Origin of the sequence: Paraburkholderia rhynchosiae, assembly GCF_002879865.1 — a bacterium.
Taxonomy (GTDB): domain Bacteria; phylum Pseudomonadota; class Gammaproteobacteria; order Burkholderiales; family Burkholderiaceae; genus Paraburkholderia; species Paraburkholderia rhynchosiae.
In genome coordinates, this window is sequence record NZ_PNXY01000019.1 from 77,550 (window position 1) to 94,391 (window position 16,842).

Annotated in this window: 16 protein-coding genes; 5 read left to right on the forward strand and 11 right to left on the reverse strand. The window is 61.4% G+C overall.

Features of this window, described 5'->3' with window-relative positions; genetic code table 11:
* Window position 1: 1 nt before the first annotated feature.
* From C0Z16_RS24130 to C0Z16_RS24155, 6 genes are all read right to left on the reverse strand, one after another.
* The gene (locus C0Z16_RS24130; RefSeq protein ID WP_102634585.1) at window positions 2-856 is read right to left on the reverse strand and encodes an SDR family oxidoreductase; all 855 of its coding nucleotides are present in this window, start codon (window positions 854-856) and stop codon (window positions 2-4) included.
* A gap of 63 nt (window positions 857-919) precedes the next feature.
* Window positions 920-1,744 carry an enoyl-CoA hydratase/isomerase family protein gene (locus tag C0Z16_RS24135; RefSeq protein ID WP_244201335.1) on the reverse strand — a complete coding sequence of 275 codons (825 nt, stop codon included), beginning with the start codon at window positions 1,742-1,744 and terminating at the stop codon, window positions 920-922.
* A gap of 17 nt (window positions 1,745-1,761) precedes the next feature.
* Window positions 1,762-2,568 (reverse strand): enoyl-CoA hydratase/isomerase family protein, encoded by an 807-nt coding sequence (locus C0Z16_RS24140; RefSeq protein WP_102634587.1) that lies wholly within the window; start codon window positions 2,566-2,568, stop codon window positions 1,762-1,764.
* 11 nt (window positions 2,569-2,579) lie between these two features.
* The gene (locus tag C0Z16_RS24145; protein ID WP_102634588.1) at window positions 2,580-3,380 is read right to left on the reverse strand and encodes an enoyl-CoA hydratase/isomerase family protein; all 801 of its coding nucleotides are present in this window, start codon (window positions 3,378-3,380) and stop codon (window positions 2,580-2,582) included.
* Window positions 3,381-3,412: 32 nt separating this feature from the next.
* Window positions 3,413-4,564, reverse strand: a complete 1,152-nt coding sequence (locus C0Z16_RS24150; RefSeq protein WP_102634589.1) for a thiolase — start codon at window positions 4,562-4,564, stop codon at window positions 3,413-3,415.
* Window positions 4,565-4,644: 80 nt separating this feature from the next.
* Window positions 4,645-5,010, reverse strand: coding sequence for a Zn-ribbon domain-containing OB-fold protein (locus C0Z16_RS24155; RefSeq protein WP_102634590.1), 366 nt, complete (start codon window positions 5,008-5,010; stop codon window positions 4,645-4,647).
* 345 nt (window positions 5,011-5,355) lie between these two features.
* Between C0Z16_RS24155 and C0Z16_RS24160 the strand changes: the two genes are divergently transcribed.
* The 5 genes from C0Z16_RS24160 to C0Z16_RS24180 are packed head-to-tail and all read left to right on the forward strand — an operon-like array spanning window position 5,356 to window position 9,924.
* Window positions 5,356-6,546: an acyl-CoA dehydrogenase family protein gene (locus C0Z16_RS24160; RefSeq protein ID WP_102634649.1), complete on the forward strand. Its 1,191-nt coding sequence runs from the start codon at window positions 5,356-5,358 to the stop codon at window positions 6,544-6,546.
* Window positions 6,547-6,566: 20 nt separating this feature from the next.
* On the forward strand, window positions 6,567-7,043 hold the full coding sequence (locus C0Z16_RS24165) for a MaoC family dehydratase (RefSeq protein ID WP_102634591.1): 477 nt from the start codon (window positions 6,567-6,569) through the stop codon (window positions 7,041-7,043).
* 2 nt (window positions 7,044-7,045) lie between these two features.
* Complete coding sequence (locus C0Z16_RS24170; RefSeq protein ID WP_102634592.1) at window positions 7,046-8,299, forward strand: CaiB/BaiF CoA transferase family protein; 1,254 nt, start codon at window positions 7,046-7,048, stop codon at window positions 8,297-8,299.
* A gap of 43 nt (window positions 8,300-8,342) precedes the next feature.
* On the forward strand, window positions 8,343-9,107 hold the full coding sequence (locus tag C0Z16_RS24175; RefSeq protein ID WP_102634593.1) for a glucose 1-dehydrogenase: 765 nt from the start codon (window positions 8,343-8,345) through the stop codon (window positions 9,105-9,107).
* Window positions 9,108-9,147: 40 nt separating this feature from the next.
* Complete coding sequence (locus C0Z16_RS24180) at window positions 9,148-9,924, forward strand: enoyl-CoA hydratase-related protein (protein WP_102634594.1); 777 nt, start codon at window positions 9,148-9,150, stop codon at window positions 9,922-9,924.
* Window positions 9,925-10,068: 144 nt separating this feature from the next.
* On the opposite strand, the gene truB is transcribed toward C0Z16_RS24180, so the two are convergent.
* The 5 genes from truB to rimP form a co-directional block, all read right to left on the reverse strand.
* On the reverse strand, window positions 10,069-11,004 hold the full coding sequence (gene truB / locus C0Z16_RS24185) for a tRNA pseudouridine(55) synthase TruB (RefSeq protein ID WP_102634595.1): 936 nt from the start codon (window positions 11,002-11,004) through the stop codon (window positions 10,069-10,071).
* 90 nt (window positions 11,005-11,094) lie between these two features.
* Window positions 11,095-11,460, reverse strand: a complete 366-nt coding sequence (gene rbfA, locus C0Z16_RS24190; RefSeq protein WP_102634596.1) for a 30S ribosome-binding factor RbfA — start codon at window positions 11,458-11,460, stop codon at window positions 11,095-11,097.
* Between the two features lie 175 nt (window positions 11,461-11,635).
* On the reverse strand, window positions 11,636-14,581 hold the full coding sequence (gene infB / locus C0Z16_RS24195; RefSeq protein ID WP_102634597.1) for a translation initiation factor IF-2: 2,946 nt from the start codon (window positions 14,579-14,581) through the stop codon (window positions 11,636-11,638).
* 94 nt (window positions 14,582-14,675) lie between these two features.
* A complete protein-coding gene (gene nusA / locus C0Z16_RS24200; RefSeq protein WP_102634598.1) occupies window positions 14,676-16,151 on the reverse strand; it encodes a transcription termination factor NusA in 1,476 nt (491 codons plus the stop codon).
* Window positions 16,148-16,606, reverse strand: a complete 459-nt coding sequence (gene rimP / locus C0Z16_RS24205; protein WP_102634599.1) for a ribosome maturation factor RimP — start codon at window positions 16,604-16,606, stop codon at window positions 16,148-16,150. The genes nusA and rimP overlap by 4 nt, the downstream gene beginning before the upstream one ends.
* Window positions 16,607-16,842: the final 236 nt, after the last annotated feature.

Sequence of the window (16,842 nt, forward strand, 5' to 3'; positions counted from 1 at the left end):
CTCAGCCCTTGCGCGCGTGGGCACGCATGGCGTCCCACTGTTCGTCGCTCCAGTCCTGCATCGCGCGAAACGTGGGACCGCCCACGCCCTGCATCCAGCGCCCGCCGTCGATCACGATCATGTCACCGGTGATGTAACCGGAGCCGTCTGAAGCAAGATACGCGTATAGATCGGCCAGTTCCTGATGGTCCCCAAAACGCCGTAGCGGAACACTGCGATCCTGCGATTCAACCTGCGAACCTGGTGGGTAAAGTTGTTCCCACGCGCCTTCTGTCGGAAACAGACCTGGCGCCACGGCGTTCAGCCGAATGCCTTTCGGTCCCCATTCGACAGCGAGACTACGGGTCATTGCAAGCACGCCGGCCTTTGCCGCCGCCGACGGCGCGGTGAAAGCGGAACCGGTCATGGTAGGCGTCGACACGGTGCTGATCACGTTGCCTGGGCGGGCCGCGCCGATCCAGCGCTTGCCCGCGGCGATCGTGCAATAGAAGCTGCCGTGCAGCACGATGTCCAACACTGCATCGACTGCGCGCGCTGACAGTGTCTCAGTGCGCGCAATGAAGTTGGCCGCGGCATTGTTGAGCAGCACGTCGAGCGGACCATCGCGCCAGATCGTGTCCATCATCGATTCAACCGAATCGGCGTTGCGCACGTCCGCGGTGATCGTCGTCACACGGGCGTTCTCGACAGCTGCGCGAAATTCGTCGGCTGTCGCGTCGAGCACTTCCTTGCGGCGGCCGCAAATGACCAGTTCCGCGCCGAGTTCCAGATAACGCCGGCCAACACTCTTCCCGAGACCGGTACCGCCGCCGGTAATCAGAATCTTTTTATCCTTCAGCAAGTCGGTCTTGAACATGGTCTGTGTGCGTTCTAAATCCAGTGGCTGATAAAAGGCGGAAATGGTTGGGCGCGAACTCGTTCAGGTGCCGGTAAAGACCGGCTTGCGCTTCTCCATGAACGCGGCAACCGCTTCTGTGTGGTCGCTAGTTCGGCGCGTTAGCGGATTCAGATCGACTTCGAGGCGCCATGCGTCTTCAATCGAATTACCTGCATTGACGAGGCTCGCCTTCAGCAGCGCGAGCGTCACCGGCGGGTAGCTGGCAAAACGGGCTGCCTGCGCCAGAGCGGCAGTGAGCGCTTCGCCCGGCGCGGTGGTCTGATTGACAAGTCCGATGCGCTGCGCGGTAGCGGCGTCGATCACATCCGCTTTCAACATGAGTTCGCGCGCCTTGCCGCCGCCGACCTTCTGCGGCAGCGTCCATAGAAGACCGGTGTCAGGCAGCAAACCGACCTTGGTGAAGGCACAACAATATTTCGCCGCGCTGGAGCCGATCGTGAAATCACAAGCGGCGGCCAATGACAACCCGGCGCCGAAACAGGTCCCCTCGACCGCGGCAACGACGGGCTTGGTGCCCGTGTAGATCAGGCGAAAAAGACGCACACCGACGGCGATGCGTTCGCGCAGTTCAAGCAATGGCGGTGTGACTGCCTGCATTTCGGACAGATCGCCGCCCGCGCAGAAATGTCCGCCCGCGCCGGTCAGCACGATCGCGCGGGTAGCCGCGTCCTCTTGAAAAAGGCGCTGGAAGGTGTCCGTCAGCGCAACGCGCATCTTCATCGAGAAGGAATTACGGCGTTGGGGATAGTTCATCGTGACGACAGCCACATCCCCTTCGTGGCGCACCTGCACGATATCGTCCCCATCGTCCGCGCCATGCAGCGCTTCATTTTGTTCGACGCTCATCGGAGATTCCCCAATGTTCATTGACCGGTAAAGACCGGCGTGGTCTTGTCGAAAAAAGCCTGACATGCGACGTGATGATCTTTGGACAGACGCAGTACCGGCTGATAATCGATTTCGGTACGCAGCGCCAACTCCATGGTGTTGGCGCCTTCGGTCAGCGCCGCCTTGAGCAACGCAACGCCGAGCGGCGGTTGTTCACCGAGGCCGCGGGCCACTTCGATAGCGGCAGCGAGCGTAGCGCCCGGCTCGACCACCTGGTTTGCCAAACCGAACTCGCCCGCTTTCAGGCCATCGATTTCCATCGCGAGCGTCAGCATTTCTCTCGCGCGCGCCATGCCGATCTTTTCGGGCAGCGTCCACAGAATACCCGTGTCGGGAATCAGCCCAACACGCATGAATGCCGCACAGAAACGCGCATTCGATGCCGCCACCACGTAATCCGTGGCCACCGCCAACGACAGGCCCGCACCGAACGCGACCCCTTCGACGGCGGCCACCACTGGCTTCGCGCCGGCCAGCATGTCACGCACCACCACACATGATTCAGCCAGAATCTCGCGGCTTTGCAAGATGCTCCGCTGCGTCATTTCGGAGATATCGGCGCCGGCGCAAAAGTGCTCGCCAGCGCCTGTCAGCACGATTGCGCGCGATTCGGGGTCGGCCGCGATCAGGCGGTGCATCGTGTCGCGCAGCAAATGACGCATCTGCCTGCCCATCGCGTTGCGGCGCCCCGGATTGTTCAGCGTGACAATGGCCACGCTGCCTTCCCGCGTTACCTCGATCAATGCCGGCGCAGTGTTGCTGTCCGTATACTTTTCGCTCATGACGTGCTTTCCTAGTCAGCCACGAATACTGGTTTGCGCTTTTCCATGAAGGCGCTGACCGCCTCCTGGTGTTCGAGGCTACGGCGCAAGATGGGCTGCAGATTGACTTCCGTTTCGATTGCCTCGTCGAGCGTACGAATGCCTGTGGCCAGCGCCGCTTTTAGATGCGCCATGGCGACCGCCGGCAACGCCGCATATTGGACGGCGATTTCCAGTGCTGCAGCCAGCGTTTGCCCCGGTTCGACGACCTGATTGGCAAAGCCCATCTGCAACGCTTCAATTCCGTTGAATTCTCGTGCGCTCAGCATCAACTCACGCGCCCGTCCGCCGCCCACGCGTTGCGCCAGACTCCAGTAGAGTCCGGTATCCGGCATCAATCCCACTTTGACGAAGGCACTGGCGTAGCGCGCCGTGGATGAAGTGATCACGATGTCGCACGCGGCAGCAAGCGAAAGACCCGCGCCAAGCGCGAAGCCTTCGACGGCCGCAACGACGGCCTTGGGCCCGGACACCATCAGCTTGAAAATTTCCAGCGGCAACTGATTGCGCTCGCGATACTCGAGCACCTTGCGCGGCTTCATCTCGGAGATATCGCCACCCGCGCAGAAGGTGTTGCCCGCGCCCGTCAGTACGATTGCCCGGCAAGCGTCGTCGTGATGCATCAGGTGGTGCAGACGCGCATACAAGGTTTCGCGCATCTTCAGCGAAAACGCGTTGCGCCGCTCGGGATAATTCAGCGTGACGATTGCGGTCGCGCCTTCATGCTGGACCTGCACGATCTGTGTCGCGTCGGCGGTCGTCTCTTCGCCCATCTGTCTATCTCCTGTTGACCGGCTGGCACACGTCACAACGTCTCCTGGGTGCCGAGAATGACGGTTGCCTGACTCGACAAGACGCCGCCATTGCCATGCGCGACGGCTAGCCGCGCGCGAGGAACCTGCCGTTCACCCGCGCGTCCCGTGAGCTGGCGCATCGCTTCCTCCATCAGGAACAATCCGTACATGCCCGGATGCACGCAGGACAAGCCGCCGCCATTGGTGTTGACGGCAAGACGGCCTCCCGGCGCAATCCCGCCGTCGGACACAAAGCGGCCGCCCTCGCCCTTCGGGCAAAAACCAAGATCTTCCAGGAACAGGATCGTGTTGATCGTGAACGCGTCGTACAGCATTGCAACGTCGATGTCGCTCGCACTGACGCCGGCCATCTCGTAGGCGCGCCGCCCTGATTCCTTTGCGGCGGTCACAGTAAGATCGGGCATGTTCGCGATCTCCCGATGCGACGTGGCCGATGCTGCACCGAGCAGGTAGACCGGCTTGTCCGTCAGATCGCGAGCGCGATCCGCGCGCACCATCACAACGGCCGCCGCGCCATCGGTCACGAGACAACAGTCGCGCACGGATAGCGGATCGGATACCAGGCGCGCGCCGAGAACGTCTTCGATAGTTAGCGGCGTGCGCACGTACGCTTGCGGATTGAGTTGGGCCCATTTGCGGGCCGCTACCGCGACTTCGGCGAGATCGCGGCGTGTCGTTCCATACTGATGCATATGCCTCGCAGCGGCAAACGCATACGACGACACGGGATTCATCGGCTTGTAAGGGCTTTCCCACGGAGACGGGCGCGACGACTGCACCAGTTTGCCGGATGCACTGCGCTGGTTGCTGCCATAAGCAATTAGCGCGACGTCGATCTGGCCCGTGACCAGCGCCATCGCCGCGGTATGCGCATAGACCTCGAACGCCGAGCCGCCGCTGCGGTTGTTGTCCGTGAACTTCGGATGAATGCCGAGGTACTCAGCGAATGTCAAGCCGGACAACATGTCGTCCGGCGTGCAGACGAACAGGCCGTCGACATTGGCTGGTGACAGCCCGATCTGTGCGAGTGCGTCGACCGATGCGCGCGCGGCGAGATCCAGCGACGACATGCCGGGCGCTTCGCCGATTCCGTATGTCGCGCCGGACACCAGCGCGGTACGCCCACGTAAGTTGAATTCCATGCGATGTCTCTTATCGGTGCAGCAGATGCCTTGCGCGCATGCTGCCGGTTAGCTGTCGGTTAGCTGCCGGTTAGCTGGCGTCAGGCTGGCTCGAACACGAGCAACGGGGCGTCGTTCCTGAATACGATCCTCGCCTGCACGGGCATGCCGATGCGCACCGCGTCCGGCTCGATGCCCTCGACACAGCTGATCATCCTCACGCCTTCGTCGAGGTCGATCAACGCCACGTTGTAGCTCGGCGTGGGTGCCTTCTGCCTCACCACGGTCGTGGAATAAACCGTCCCTTTGCCACACGCCTCGACCCACTCGAGATCGCGCGCGCCGGTAACCGGCTCGGCCACGCGCGGATAAAACACGTGCCGGCCGCTGCCGCGGCTGCGCTGGATCATCAAACGGCCTTCGGCCAGAAACCTCTGATAGTCGACTTCAGGACAAACAGACTCCATTTTCCGCTCCTCCCAATGCACTGCCCTGCGGGTCTCGGCACCCGACCCGTCCGTCGCGCTTGTTTTCGATCCGGAACAATCAAATAACCGAACATCGTTCCACATTCTAAACACGCGACAGATCGCGTGTCAACCGCGGTGAATTGGACTCATGCGCCGCCCGGTAAGGCTCTCACTACATCTGAACAGTGCGCGAGGTGCACTACGGGCAAACCCCCGTTCGTCCGACGTCACCCTTGACGAGCCCAAATGCATCGTTTACTTTATCGAACAGTGTTCATGTTTATGAAGCACGCAACTTTCGAGGGCGGTTTAGGCCCGCATCATTGGCAAGAGACTTTCAACGTGACCTATCAACTGACAGACGATCAAATCCAGATCCGCGACCTGGTAAGGCGCGTCGCAATGGAAAGAGTGGCGCCTCGGGCGGACGAGATCGATCGGACCGCCGAATATCCGCACGATATGTACGCGTTGCTTAAGGAACTGGGTCTTTTCACGCTTCCTTTCCCGGAAGCCTATGGCGGCGCCGGCAGCGTGATGTCCGCCTGTATCGCAGTCGAGGAATTGGGGCGCGTTTGCTACAACACGGGTTACCTGCTGGTCGTGCAATGGACGCCCTTCGGCGCGATTCTGGCGGGCGGCACCGAAGAGCAGAAGGCCCGGCTGTTGCCAGGGCTTGCGTCAGGCGACTTGCGCGGCGCGCTTTCCATCACGGAATCGCAAAGCGGCTCGGACGTGTCGGGAATTCGCACTACCGCGCGCCGTCGCGGGGACGGTTACGTGTTGAATGGCTCGAAGATCTGGTGCACGAATTCACACATTGCCGACTTTCTGCTGGTCGCCGCCAAGACGCTTGACGAAGAAGGCAACCATCTCGGCATCAACCTCTTCGTTGTAGACCGTGAAACGCCGGGGCTCACGATCGGCCGGGAAGAAGACAAGATGGGCGCGCGCGGCGTGGCTTCCTGCCCGCTTTTTTTCGACGATGCGTTTGTCAACGCCGATAACCGGCTTGGCCCCGAAGGCGGACAGGGATTCAAAGTCGCGATGGAAGCGCTCAATACGAGCCGCCCGATCGTGGCCGCACGCGCTGTCGGCATCGCCCAGGGCGCGATCGACCACACCATCCGCTTCATTCAGGACCGCGTCGCCTTTGGGCAGACGATTAGCAATTTTCAAGGTGTGCGCTGGATGGTGGCCGACATGATCACGCAGACCGAGGCCGCGCGTCAGCTCGTCTACCGCACGGCGTCGCTCGTCGACTCCGGCGCGACAGGACGCGAACTCGCCCCGATGGCTGCGATGGCGAAGATGTTCGCCTCGGACGTCGCGATGAAAGTGGCTACCGACGCAGTGCAGCTGTTCGGCGCTGCGGGTATCTCGAACGAATATCCGATCAACCGCTATTTCCGCGATGCCAAGGTGGTTCAGATCATCGAAGGAACGAACCAGATCCAGCGAAACATCGTCGCCGACAGCGTCTTCGGACGTGTCAAGAAGACTGAGCCCCGTGCCCGACATACAGACGCGTGACAACAGGAGAGAGAACAAATATGGAAGAGATCGAAACAGTCGGCCTGGGCGTTCATTGGGAAGACCTGCCCGTCGGCCGCAAGTTCAAGACAGTCGGACGTACTGTCACGGAGGCGGATGTCGTCAATTTCGTCTCGGTGACCGGCATGCTCGAAGTGCTGTTCACTAACACCGAGTTTCTGAAGGAGACGTCCGCGATCAAAGGACGGGTCGCACCGGGTGCCCTGGTATTCACCTTCATGGAAGGGCTGCTGACCCAGGCAACGATGCAAGGCGTCGGCTTCGCTTTTTTGAACATGGAACTCGACATCAAAGGTCCGACCTTTGTGGGGGACACCATCCATGTCGAATGTGAAGTCATCGAATGCCGCCCCAGCAACGGTCGTCCTGGCCTCGGACTTGTGCGCACGCGCAACCGCGTGATCAAGCAGGACGGCTCGGAAGTCATGGTGTACACGCCGTTGCGGCTGGTCAAAGGAAAAAACTACAAGGCGTGACCATGCACACCCCACAGCAACCTCTGCATCAGCCAACCGGGCCGCTGACCGGTGTGCGCGTGATCGACCTGACCATCAATGTGCTGGGCCCCGTCGCCACGCAACTTCTGGGCGACATGGGCGCGGACGTCATCAAGATCGAGCCGCCCGAAGGTGACCAGAACCGCAAGAACGGCCCCGGTCGCAACCCCGACATGGCGGTGTTTTATACGATCATGAACCGCAACAAACGGAGCGTGTCGCTGAACCTGAAACTGGCCGAATGCCGCGAAGCCGTTCTTCGGCTGGTGGAAACCGCAGATGTCTTCGTTCACAGCATGCGCCCCAGCGCGGCACGGCGTCTGGGCATCGACTACGAGAGTGTCAAGGCCCGCAATCCCCGCATCATTTACGCATCGGGCCCCGGCTATCGTCCGGACGGCCCCTACAAGGATCGGCCGGCCTTCGACGACGTGATCCAGGGCGAGACCGGGATTGCCGCGATGAATCGCGATGCCGACGGCTCACCCCGCTATTTTCCGACGGTCATCGTCGACAAGTTCTGTGGATACGTACTCGCCTCCTCTGTGAGCATGGCGCTCTATCACCGCGAGCGCACCGGGGTCGGCCAGTGCGTACAGGTGCCGATGTTCGAAACGATGCTTCAGTTCAACCTCTTCGAACATTTGTGGGAAGGCGCGCTTGGCTCATCGGACGGAACAGGGCTCGGTTACACACGGATGTTTTCGCCCCACCGCCGCCCCTATGCGACGAAGGACGGCCACGTCTGTTTGCTCGCGGTCAACAACGAACAATGGCGGCGCGTGTTATGCGCGATCGATGCGGCCCATCTGCTCGAAGACTCGCGCTTTTGCCACATTGCCGACCGCATGCGCAACATCAACGAGCTGTACCGCATCGTGAGCGAAGCGATCAAGACCCGAACCACGGCCGAGTGGAACGCCATTTTCGCAGCCGCCGACGTTCCGCACGGTCCGGTCCGCGAGTTGAACGACCTGATGCAGGACAACTACATAAAGGAAACCGGCTTCTTCCAGCACTACCAGCATCCGACCGAAGGGGGCATGGTCATGACGTCCATTCCGGTGCACTTCTCGGAGTCGCCAGGCAATGTCCGGTATCTGCCGCCTAACCTCGGCGAGCACAGCATCGAAGTGCTCATCGAGGCCGGATACACAGAAAAAGAGGCAGCCCGGCTGAGCGGCCACGCGTCGGCCCAGACAATGGCGGCCGCAGAACCAGTCGCCAAAGCTTGACGGGCGTCCCGGCGCCCCACTACATCATGCGAGGAATCCAAAAATGAAAGGACTCAAGAATAAGGTCGTGGTCGTTACCGGAGCTGCGGGCGGCATCGGCACGGCGATCAGCAAACGTTTCGGCGAAGAAGGCTCGACCGTCGCGCTATTCGACCTGAATACAGAAAATGCTGCCCGCGTGGTGGCAGAAATTGAAGCCGCGGGCGGCAAAGCTCGCGCCTATCGCGTCGACATCACGGATCACGAAGGCGTGAACAAAGCAGTCGCGCAAGTAGAGGAAGAGCTGGGTCCAATCGAGATGCTCGTCAACAACGCGGGCTGGGACATGGGCGCCTTTTTCCTCCAAACGGAGAAACCGTTTTGGGACAAAGTGGTTGCCATCAACCTGTACGGTCCGTTGAACATGCATCACGCGGTGCTGAAGCGGATGGCCGAACGTGGGCGCGGAAAAGTGGTGAACATTTCGTCGGATGCGGGCCGCGTCGGTTCGTCGATGGAAGCGGTGTACTCGTTCTGCAAGGGCGGCATCATCGCGTTCTCGAAGACCATGGCGCGTGAAATGGCGCGGCAGCAGATTCCCATCAACGTGGTCTGCCCCGGTCCCACTGCTACAGCCTTGCTGGACAACTTGGCCCAAGGCGAAAAAGGCGATCGCATCAAGGCCGCGCTGGTCAAGGCTGTGCCGTTCGGGCGCATGGGCGAACCGGACGACATTGCCGGCACAGTGGCGTTCCTGGCGAGCGACGACGCCGCGTTCATCACCGGTCAAGTCATCAGCATCTCGGGCGGCCTCACGATGGCAGGCTAACGCCCGTTGCGCTCATTCAATCTTCAACTGGAATATATCCATGGAATTTCAGGACATTCTTTATAGCGAAGCCGACGGGGTCGCGACGATCACGATCAATCGCCCGAAGGTGTACAACGCATTCAACGCGAACACCTGCGAAGAACTGATCAAGGCATTCAGCAAGGCTGGCTGGAATAAGGACATTGGCGTCGTCGTGCTGACGGGTGCCGGCGAAAAGGCTTTCTGCACCGGCGGCGATCAGTCAGGCGACGGCTATGGTGGCCGCGGCACCGTGGGGCTGCCGATCGAAGAGCTGCAGAGCGTGATTCGCGACATTCCTAAACCGGTCATCGCTCGGGTGAACGGCTACGCGATCGGTGGCGGCAACGTGCTCGTCACGATCTGCGACCTCGCCATCGCTTCGGAGACAGCGCTGTTTGGCCAGGTCGGCCCCAAAGTCGGCTCGGTCGATCCGGGTTTCGGCACGGCGTATCTTGCTCGCATCATCGGCGAAAAACGTGCCCGGGAGATCTGGTATCTGTGCCGTAAATACACCGCAAAAGAAGCGCTCGAGTGGGGCTTGATCAACGCTGCGGTTCCGGCCGACCAGTTGGACGCCGAGACGAAGAAGTGGTGTGACGAGATCCTGCAGATGAGCCCGACCGCGATCGCGCTCGCCAAACGTTCGTTCAACGTGGATAGCGAAAATATCCGGGGCATTGGGGCATTCGCGATGCAAGCGCTCGCGCTCTACTACGAAACGGATGAGTCGAAGGAAGGCGGTAATGCGTTTCGTGAAAAGCGGAAACCGGAATTCCGAAAATACGTTAAGTGAACTCGCCTGACATAAAAGGGGGCAACCGCTCGATAGCGGTCCCCCCTTTCTCATTGCAGCGGCGCGATACGCCTGGCTGCGTTGCGTGGCGGTTTGCTGTTTGCTGTTTGCTGTCCGATGTGGCTTCGCGCTGTGTGAGCGCGACTAGTCCGCCGCTGTCATGATCAGACGTTCGGGCGCGAGCACGCCCTCCCCCTGCTTTGCGACGCCAAGCAGGCGACCTTGCGCTGCGTAGACCCTCACGCGGGGCGCATTCGTCGCTTCACTGCTCAGGCTCAACTCCGAAAGCTTCAACCGCTGACCGTGCAGAAAGCGGCGCGTCGCATCTTCGTCGAGATATATGGCGGGAAATGTCGACAGCAAAGCGTCGACCGGTTGCAACCATGCGTCGCGCTCGCTTTCCGTTGCATCCGACAGCGCGTCGAGCGTCACGGCATGCTCGAGCGTCAACGCGCCCACGCCGGTGCGCCGCAAGGCAACGAGATGCGCGCCGCAGCCCAACGCCTCGCCGATGTCCTCCGCCAGCGTCCGCACATACGTGCCCTTGCTGCACGTGACGCGAAACGTGACATTGGGCAGCGCACAAGCGAGCAATTCGAGCGCGTGGATCGTCACCTGACGCCCTTCGCGCTCCACTGTCTGGCCTGCTCGCGCGTATTCGTAGAGCGGCTTGCCGTCGCGCTTGAGCGCCGAATACATGGGCGGCACCTGAACGATCTCGCCCAAAAACTTCGGCAGCATGGCAAGGACCGCGGCTTCGTCGCACGTCACGTCGCGCGTGTCGATCGGCTCGCCCTCGGCGTCACCCGTGGTCGTGCGAATGCCGAGGCGCATGGTGGCCTCGTAGGTCTTGTCCGCTTCGAGCAGATCTTGCGAAAACTTGGTGGCTTCGCCAAAACATAGCGGCAGCAAGCCGGTAGCCAGCGGATCGAGCGTGCCAGTATGGCCCGCCTTTTTCGCCAGATAGAGACGTTTGGCGCGGATCAGTGCGTCGTTGCTCGACAGGCCGAGCGGCTTGTCGAGCAGCAGCACGCCGTCGAGCGCGCGACGCGGCACGCGGGGGCGTTGAGGTGCGGTCATGTCGGAAGACGAGTTTTCTATGGAAACCGAAACAGCATCAGGCGCGCGGCGACTCGGCCGTTGCAGCGCGCCGCGCGGCTCATGCCGCGCTCAGTCTTCTTTCGCGCGATTGGCGTTCGCCTCGTCGATCAGACGGGACATCTCGACGGCGCGCTCGATCGTCTGGTCGTAATGGAAATGCAGCGTCGGCACCGTATGAATATGCAGGCGCTTGAACAACTGATTATGCAGATGGCCGGCCGCATGCGTGAGCGCCGCGAGCGTCTGCTGCGGGTCGCCGGTCAAGGTCGTGAAATAGACCTTCGCGTGCGCGTAGTCCGGCGTCAGCTCGACGCTCTGAATCGTGACGATGCCGATGCGCGGATCCTTGACCTCGCGTAGCAGCTCCGACAGATCGCGCTGGATCTGATCGGCGATCTGCACATTGCGATTGGGTGAAGAACGTTTTTTTGGCATGGTGTTGTGTGATCCGTTCTGACGGATGCAAAAAATGGTTCGCGGCCGCGAGGTTCGAAAAATCGCGGCATCCGCGCGGCGCAACGGCCGCAAGGGCGCGAAACGGCAGGCCCCAAAAACAACGGGCGGAGCGGGCGTTGATGCCCGCTCCGCCCCTAAAGCCGTGCCGCGTGAATTACAACGTACGCGCGACCTCGGTGACCTCGAAGACTTCGAACTGATCGCCTTCGACGATGTCGTTGAAGTTCTTGATCGACATACCGCACTCGAAGCCCTGACGGACTTCCTTCACATCGTCCTTGAAGCGCTTGAGCGAATCGAGCTCGCCCGTGAAGATGACGACGTTGTTGCGCAGCACGCGCACCGACGACGAGCGCTTGACGAAACCGTCCGTGACCATACAGCCGGCCACCGCGCCGATCTTCGGCACCTTGAAGACCTGACGCACTTCGACCGTACCCGTCACGACTTCGCGCTTCTCCGGAGCCAGCATGCCGGACATCGCGGCCTTCACCTCATCCACTGCGTCGTAGATGATGTTGTAGTAGCGAATATCCACGCCGTTGGCTTCCGCCAGCTTGCGAGCCTGTGCGTCCGCGCGGGTGTTGAAGCCGATGATGACCGCTTTCGAAGCCGTTGCCAGGTTGACGTCGGACTCGCTGATCCCGCCCACGGCGCCGTGCACGATCTGCACCCGCACTTCGTCGGTGGACAGCTTGAGCAGCGACTGCACCAACGCTTCCTGCGAACCTTGCACGTCGGCCTTGACGATGAGCGGCATATACGCCACTTCGCCTTCGCCCATCTGTTCCAGCATGTTCTCGAGCTTCGCGGCCTGCTGCTTGGCCAGCTTGACGTCGCGGAACTTGCCTTGACGGAACAGTGCGACTTCGCGTGCCTTACGGTCGTCCGGCATGACGATGACTTCTTCGCCTGCTTGCGGGACTTCCGACAGACCCTGGATTTCGACCGGGATCGACGGGCCAGCGGACTTGGTCGGCTTGCCGGTTTCGTCGAGCATGGCTCGCACACGACCGTAGGCGCTACCTGCCAGCACCACGTCGCCGCGGTTCAACGTACCCGACTGGACGAGGATCGTTGCAACCGGACCCTTACCCTTGTCGAGCTTCGCTTCGATAACGAGACCCTTGGCCGGCGCTTCGATCGGTGCCTTCAGTTCCAGCACTTCGGCCTGCAGCAACACGTTTTCGAGCAGATCGTCGATGCCCGCACCGGTCTTTGCCGACACCGACACGAACGGTGAATCGCCACCGTACTCTTCCGGCACGACGCCTTCCGCGACGAGTTCCTGCTTCACACGGTCCGGATTCGCATCCGGCTTGTCAATCTTGTTGATCGCGACGACGAGCGGCACGCCGCCGGCCTTCGCGTGGGCGATCGCTTCCTTCGTTTGCGGCATCACGCCGTCGTCGGCTGCCACCACCAGAATCACGATGTCCGTTGCCTTCGCACCGCGGGCACGCATGGCCGTAAAGGCCTCGTGACCCGGCGTGTCGAGGAACGTGATCACGCCGCGCGGCGTTTCGACGTGGTAAGCGCCGATGTGCTGCGTAATGCCGCCAGCTTCGCCCGCTGCGACCTTCGCGCGGCGGATGTAGTCGAGCAGCGAGGTCTTGCCGTGGTCGACGTGACCCATGACCGTGACGACCGGCGGACGCGGCAATGCTTCAGCATCCGACACTTCGCCTTCGACCAGCATGGCTTCCGGATCGTCCAGCTTGGCCGCAACCGCGTGGTGGCCCAGTTCCTCGACGATGATCATCGCCGTTTCCTGGTCCAGCATCTGGTTGATCGTGACCATCTGGCCGAGCTTCATCATCGACTTGATGACTTCCGACGCCTTCACCGCCATCTTGTGCGCCAGATCGGCGACAGTGATGGTTTCCGGCACGTGCACTTCACGCACGATCGGTTCGGTCGGCGCCTGGAACGTGGTGTTCTGGTCCTGATGCTTGCCGCGACCCTTCGGGCCGCCGCGCCAGCCACGGTCGACGCCGCCGCTCGTATCGCCGCGCGTCTTGATACCGCGGCGCTTGGCTGCGTCGTCCTGCCAGCCGCCCTTGCCGCCCGGCTTTTTCTTGTCGCCAGCGGACGGCGTGGTTGTGGCCGCCGGAGCCGCGGCAGCCGGCTTCCTGGCTGCGGGACGCCCCGGAGCCTCGCCAGCCGGACGCGCCGGCTTGTGCAGCGTGCCCTTGGCTTCCACGGCCTTGGCCGGCTCGGCGGGCTTCGGTGCCGGTTCCGGCGCCTTCACCTGCGCCTTGCGCGGCGTGTTCATCATTTCGCGAATCGCGCGCGCTTCGGCTTCGGCCGCCGCACGGCGCTTGGCGATTTCTTCCTGTTCGGCACGCGCTTTTTCGGCAGCCTGACGCGCAGCGTCTTCCGCCTTCTTCGCGGCTTCGCGTTGCGCCGCGCGTTCCGCTGCGGCGCGCTCGTCGTCCTGCTCGGTGCCTTTCGCGACCACCGGCTCTGCTGCCTTGGCAGGTGCCGCTTCAGCCTTGGCGACTTGCGGTGCCGTCTGCGTCTTCTCGCGAGCTGCCAGCTCGGCCGCAGCCGCTGCGCGCTTCTTCGCCGCGTCTTCTTCCGCGCGACGACGCTCGGCTTCCGCAGCCTGCTCGCGTGCCTGGCGTTCAGCCTCTTCGCGTTCGAGCTGCTCCTGGCGCGCCTTCAACTCCTGAGCCTGCTTCTCGAGCAATTCGGCTTCGTGACGAGCTTCCTCTTCACGGCGCTGGAGTTCGAGATCGTCGACCTCGGCGGCCTCGGCCACATGATTCGATGCATCTCCGCCTTCAGCGGAGGTTTCGTCGCGGCGGACGAAAGTGCGCTTCTTGCGCACCTCGACCTGAATGGTGCGAGCTTTGCCCGTCGCATCGGACTGCTTGATCTCCGACGTATGCCGTTTCGTCAGCGTGATCTTGCGCTTGTCTGCATCAGTCGAGCCGTGAGACTTGCGCAAGTGGTCGAGCAGACGCGCCTTGTCCGTTTCGGACAAGGCATCGGCTTCGCTCGCTTTTGTGACGCCTGCCGCCTGCAGCTGCTCGAGCAGCACGCCTGCAGGCATTTTCAGTTCCGCGGCAAATTGGGCTACGTTGTTACTCGCCATTCATTCCTCTTAATGCAAGGACCGATTCCTTGCGGTTAGCATCGGGTCATGCGGCCTGACGGCCGCGTTCAATTTAGTGCGCCATGGTCATTTCTCACTGGAACCAATGTTCACGTGCTTTCATGATCAACGCCTTAGCGGCATCCTCTTCCATTCCGGTCATCTCGACCAGTTCATCCACAGCCAGCTCGGCGAGTTCGTCGCGCGTCTGGATCTGATGTTCGGCCAGCTTCGCGAGCAGGTCGGCGTCCATACCGTCCAGGCTCTTCAGGTCGAGCGCTACATTTTCGACCTTTTCTTCATTCGCGATGGCCTGTGTCAACAACGCGTCGCGCGAGCGGTTACGCAGTTCGTGGACGGTGTCTTCGTCGAATGCTTCGATTTCGAGCATCTCGTTGAGCGGCACATAAGCGATCTCTTCGAGGCTCGTGAAGCCTTCGTCGATCAGGATGTCGGCGACTTCCTCGTCGACATCGAGACGCGCCATGAACAGGTCACGCAGAACACCGCGTTCCTGATTCTGCTTTTGCGCAGATTCGTCCGGCGTCATGATGTTGATCTGCCAGCCGGTGAGTTCGCTGGCAAGACGCACGTTCTGGCCGCTGCGGCCGATCGCGACCGCCAGTTCGTTTTCGTCCACGACGACGTCCATCGAATGCTTCTCTTCGTCGACGACGATCGATTGGACGGCTGCCGGCGCGAGCGCGCCGATCACAAACTGGGCGGGATCCTCCGACCATAGCACGATGTCGACGTTTTCGCCACCAAGCTCATTGCGCACGGCCTGCACGCGCGAACCGCGAATGCCGACGCAGGTGCCGATCGGATCAATACGCTTGTCGTAAGCGACCACGCCGATCTTCGCGCGCACGCCCGGATCGCGGGCCGCCGCCTTGATTTCCAGCAGGCCCTGTTCGATTTCCGGCACTTCCATCTCGAACAGCTTCATCAGGAATTCGGGCGCCGTACGCGACAGTTCGATCTGCGGACCGCGCGCGGTGCGATCGACCTTTGCGATGTAGGCGCGCACGCGGTCGCCCACGCGCAGGTTTTCCTTCGGAATCAGCTGATCCCGGCGCAGCAGCGCTTCGACACGGCCGGTTTCGACGATGAAGTTGCCCTTGTCGAGGCGCTTCACCGAGCCGGTCATGATGTGCTCGCCGCGCTCGAGGAAGTCGTTCAGGATCTGCTCGCGCTCGGCGTCGCGCACCTTCTGCAGAATCACCTGCTTGGCGGCCTGCGCGCCGATACGGCCGAATTCGATGGACGGCACCGGTTCTTCAATGAATTCGTCGATCTGGATGTCCGGCTTCTGCTCACGTGCCTCGAACTGCAGGATCTCCTGATCCGGCTCCTGGAGGCCGGCTTCGTCCGGCACCACTTTCCAGCGGCGAAACGTTTCGTGCTCGCCGCTTTCACGGTCGATATGAACGCGAATATCCGCGTCTTCTTCGAAGAGTTTCTTGGAGGCCGAAGCGAGAGCCGCTTCGAGCGCGGCAAATACCACGTCTTTATCGACGTTCTTCTCGCGTGCCAGCGCATCCACCAGCATCAACACTTCGCGACTCATTGTTTGCGGCTCCTAAAGTCAACTTTCGGAACGAGGCGTGCTTTGTCCATGTCCGCGAGCGTGAAATCGAGCATCGCGGCGCCTTCCTTCCCTTCAAATTCCAGACCGATGGTCTCGCCTTGCGGAGCATGCAAAATACCCCGGTACGATTTCCGTCCGTCCAATGGCTTTTTCAATGTGATTACCACCTCGCTGCCTGCGAAGCGTTCAAAATCCGCCAGTTTTTTCAGCGGACGGTCGAGCCCCGGCGACGATACTTCCAGTCGCTCATATTCGATATTTTCGACCGTCAGTACGTGCTGGAGCTGACGCGTGACTTTCTCGCAGTCTTCGATCGCGATGCCGGCCGGCTGGTCGATATAAATACACAGCATGCCGCGCCCGGTGCGCTCGAGATCGACGAGCTCGTAGCCGAGTCCCACGACCGTGGTTTCAATCAGTTCCGTCAGTTGCACAGTGCCCTCTTAGATGTTCGCGCAGCGAGCCTGCCGCTTGTTCTGCAAACAACCAATGCGGGCCGCGCGCCTGGCCGGCGCACGTTCGTGCTACCCGAGATGACGAACCACGATGAACTGAGCGGCAAAAAAAAATGGGCTAAACGCCCATCATCTTATTACCGGTGGTCGCACCTGAGCCGCACATGAAAAGCCGCACGCCCAGCGACTTCGCGATTGTAGCCATTTTTCAGGAC

Excerpts from the sequence above, each read along its gene's own strand:
- C0Z16_RS24155 (WP_102634590.1), bottom strand. The coding sequence starts at position 5,010 with ATGGAGTCTGTTTGTCCTGAAGTCGACTATCAGAGGTTTCTGGCCGAA.
- C0Z16_RS24130 (WP_102634585.1), bottom strand. The coding sequence starts at position 856 with ATGTTCAAGACCGACTTGCTGAAGGATAAAAAGATTCTGATTACCGGC.
- C0Z16_RS24170 (WP_102634592.1), top strand. The coding sequence starts at position 7,046 with ATGCACACCCCACAGCAACCTCTGCATCAGCCAACCGGGCCGCTGACC.
- infB (WP_102634597.1), bottom strand. The coding sequence starts at position 14,581 with ATGGCGAGTAACAACGTAGCCCAATTTGCCGCGGAACTGAAAATGCCT.
- rbfA (WP_102634596.1), bottom strand. The coding sequence starts at position 11,460 with ATGCCAAAAAAACGTTCTTCACCCAATCGCAATGTGCAGATCGCCGAT.
- nusA (WP_102634598.1), bottom strand. The coding sequence starts at position 16,151 with ATGAGTCGCGAAGTGTTGATGCTGGTGGATGCGCTGGCACGCGAGAAG.
- C0Z16_RS24180 (WP_102634594.1), top strand. The coding sequence starts at position 9,148 with ATGGAATTTCAGGACATTCTTTATAGCGAAGCCGACGGGGTCGCGACG.
- C0Z16_RS24145 (WP_102634588.1), bottom strand. The coding sequence starts at position 3,380 with ATGGGCGAAGAGACGACCGCCGACGCGACACAGATCGTGCAGGTCCAG.
- truB (WP_102634595.1), bottom strand. The coding sequence starts at position 11,004 with ATGACCGCACCTCAACGCCCCCGCGTGCCGCGTCGCGCGCTCGACGGC.
- C0Z16_RS24140 (WP_102634587.1), bottom strand. The coding sequence starts at position 2,568 with ATGAGCGAAAAGTATACGGACAGCAACACTGCGCCGGCATTGATCGAG.
- C0Z16_RS24135 (WP_244201335.1), bottom strand. The coding sequence starts at position 1,744 with ATGAGCGTCGAACAAAATGAAGCGCTGCATGGCGCGGACGATGGGGAC.
- C0Z16_RS24165 (WP_102634591.1), top strand. The coding sequence starts at position 6,567 with ATGGAAGAGATCGAAACAGTCGGCCTGGGCGTTCATTGGGAAGACCTG.
- C0Z16_RS24150 (WP_102634589.1), bottom strand. The coding sequence starts at position 4,564 with ATGGAATTCAACTTACGTGGGCGTACCGCGCTGGTGTCCGGCGCGACA.
- C0Z16_RS24175 (WP_102634593.1), top strand. The coding sequence starts at position 8,343 with ATGAAAGGACTCAAGAATAAGGTCGTGGTCGTTACCGGAGCTGCGGGC.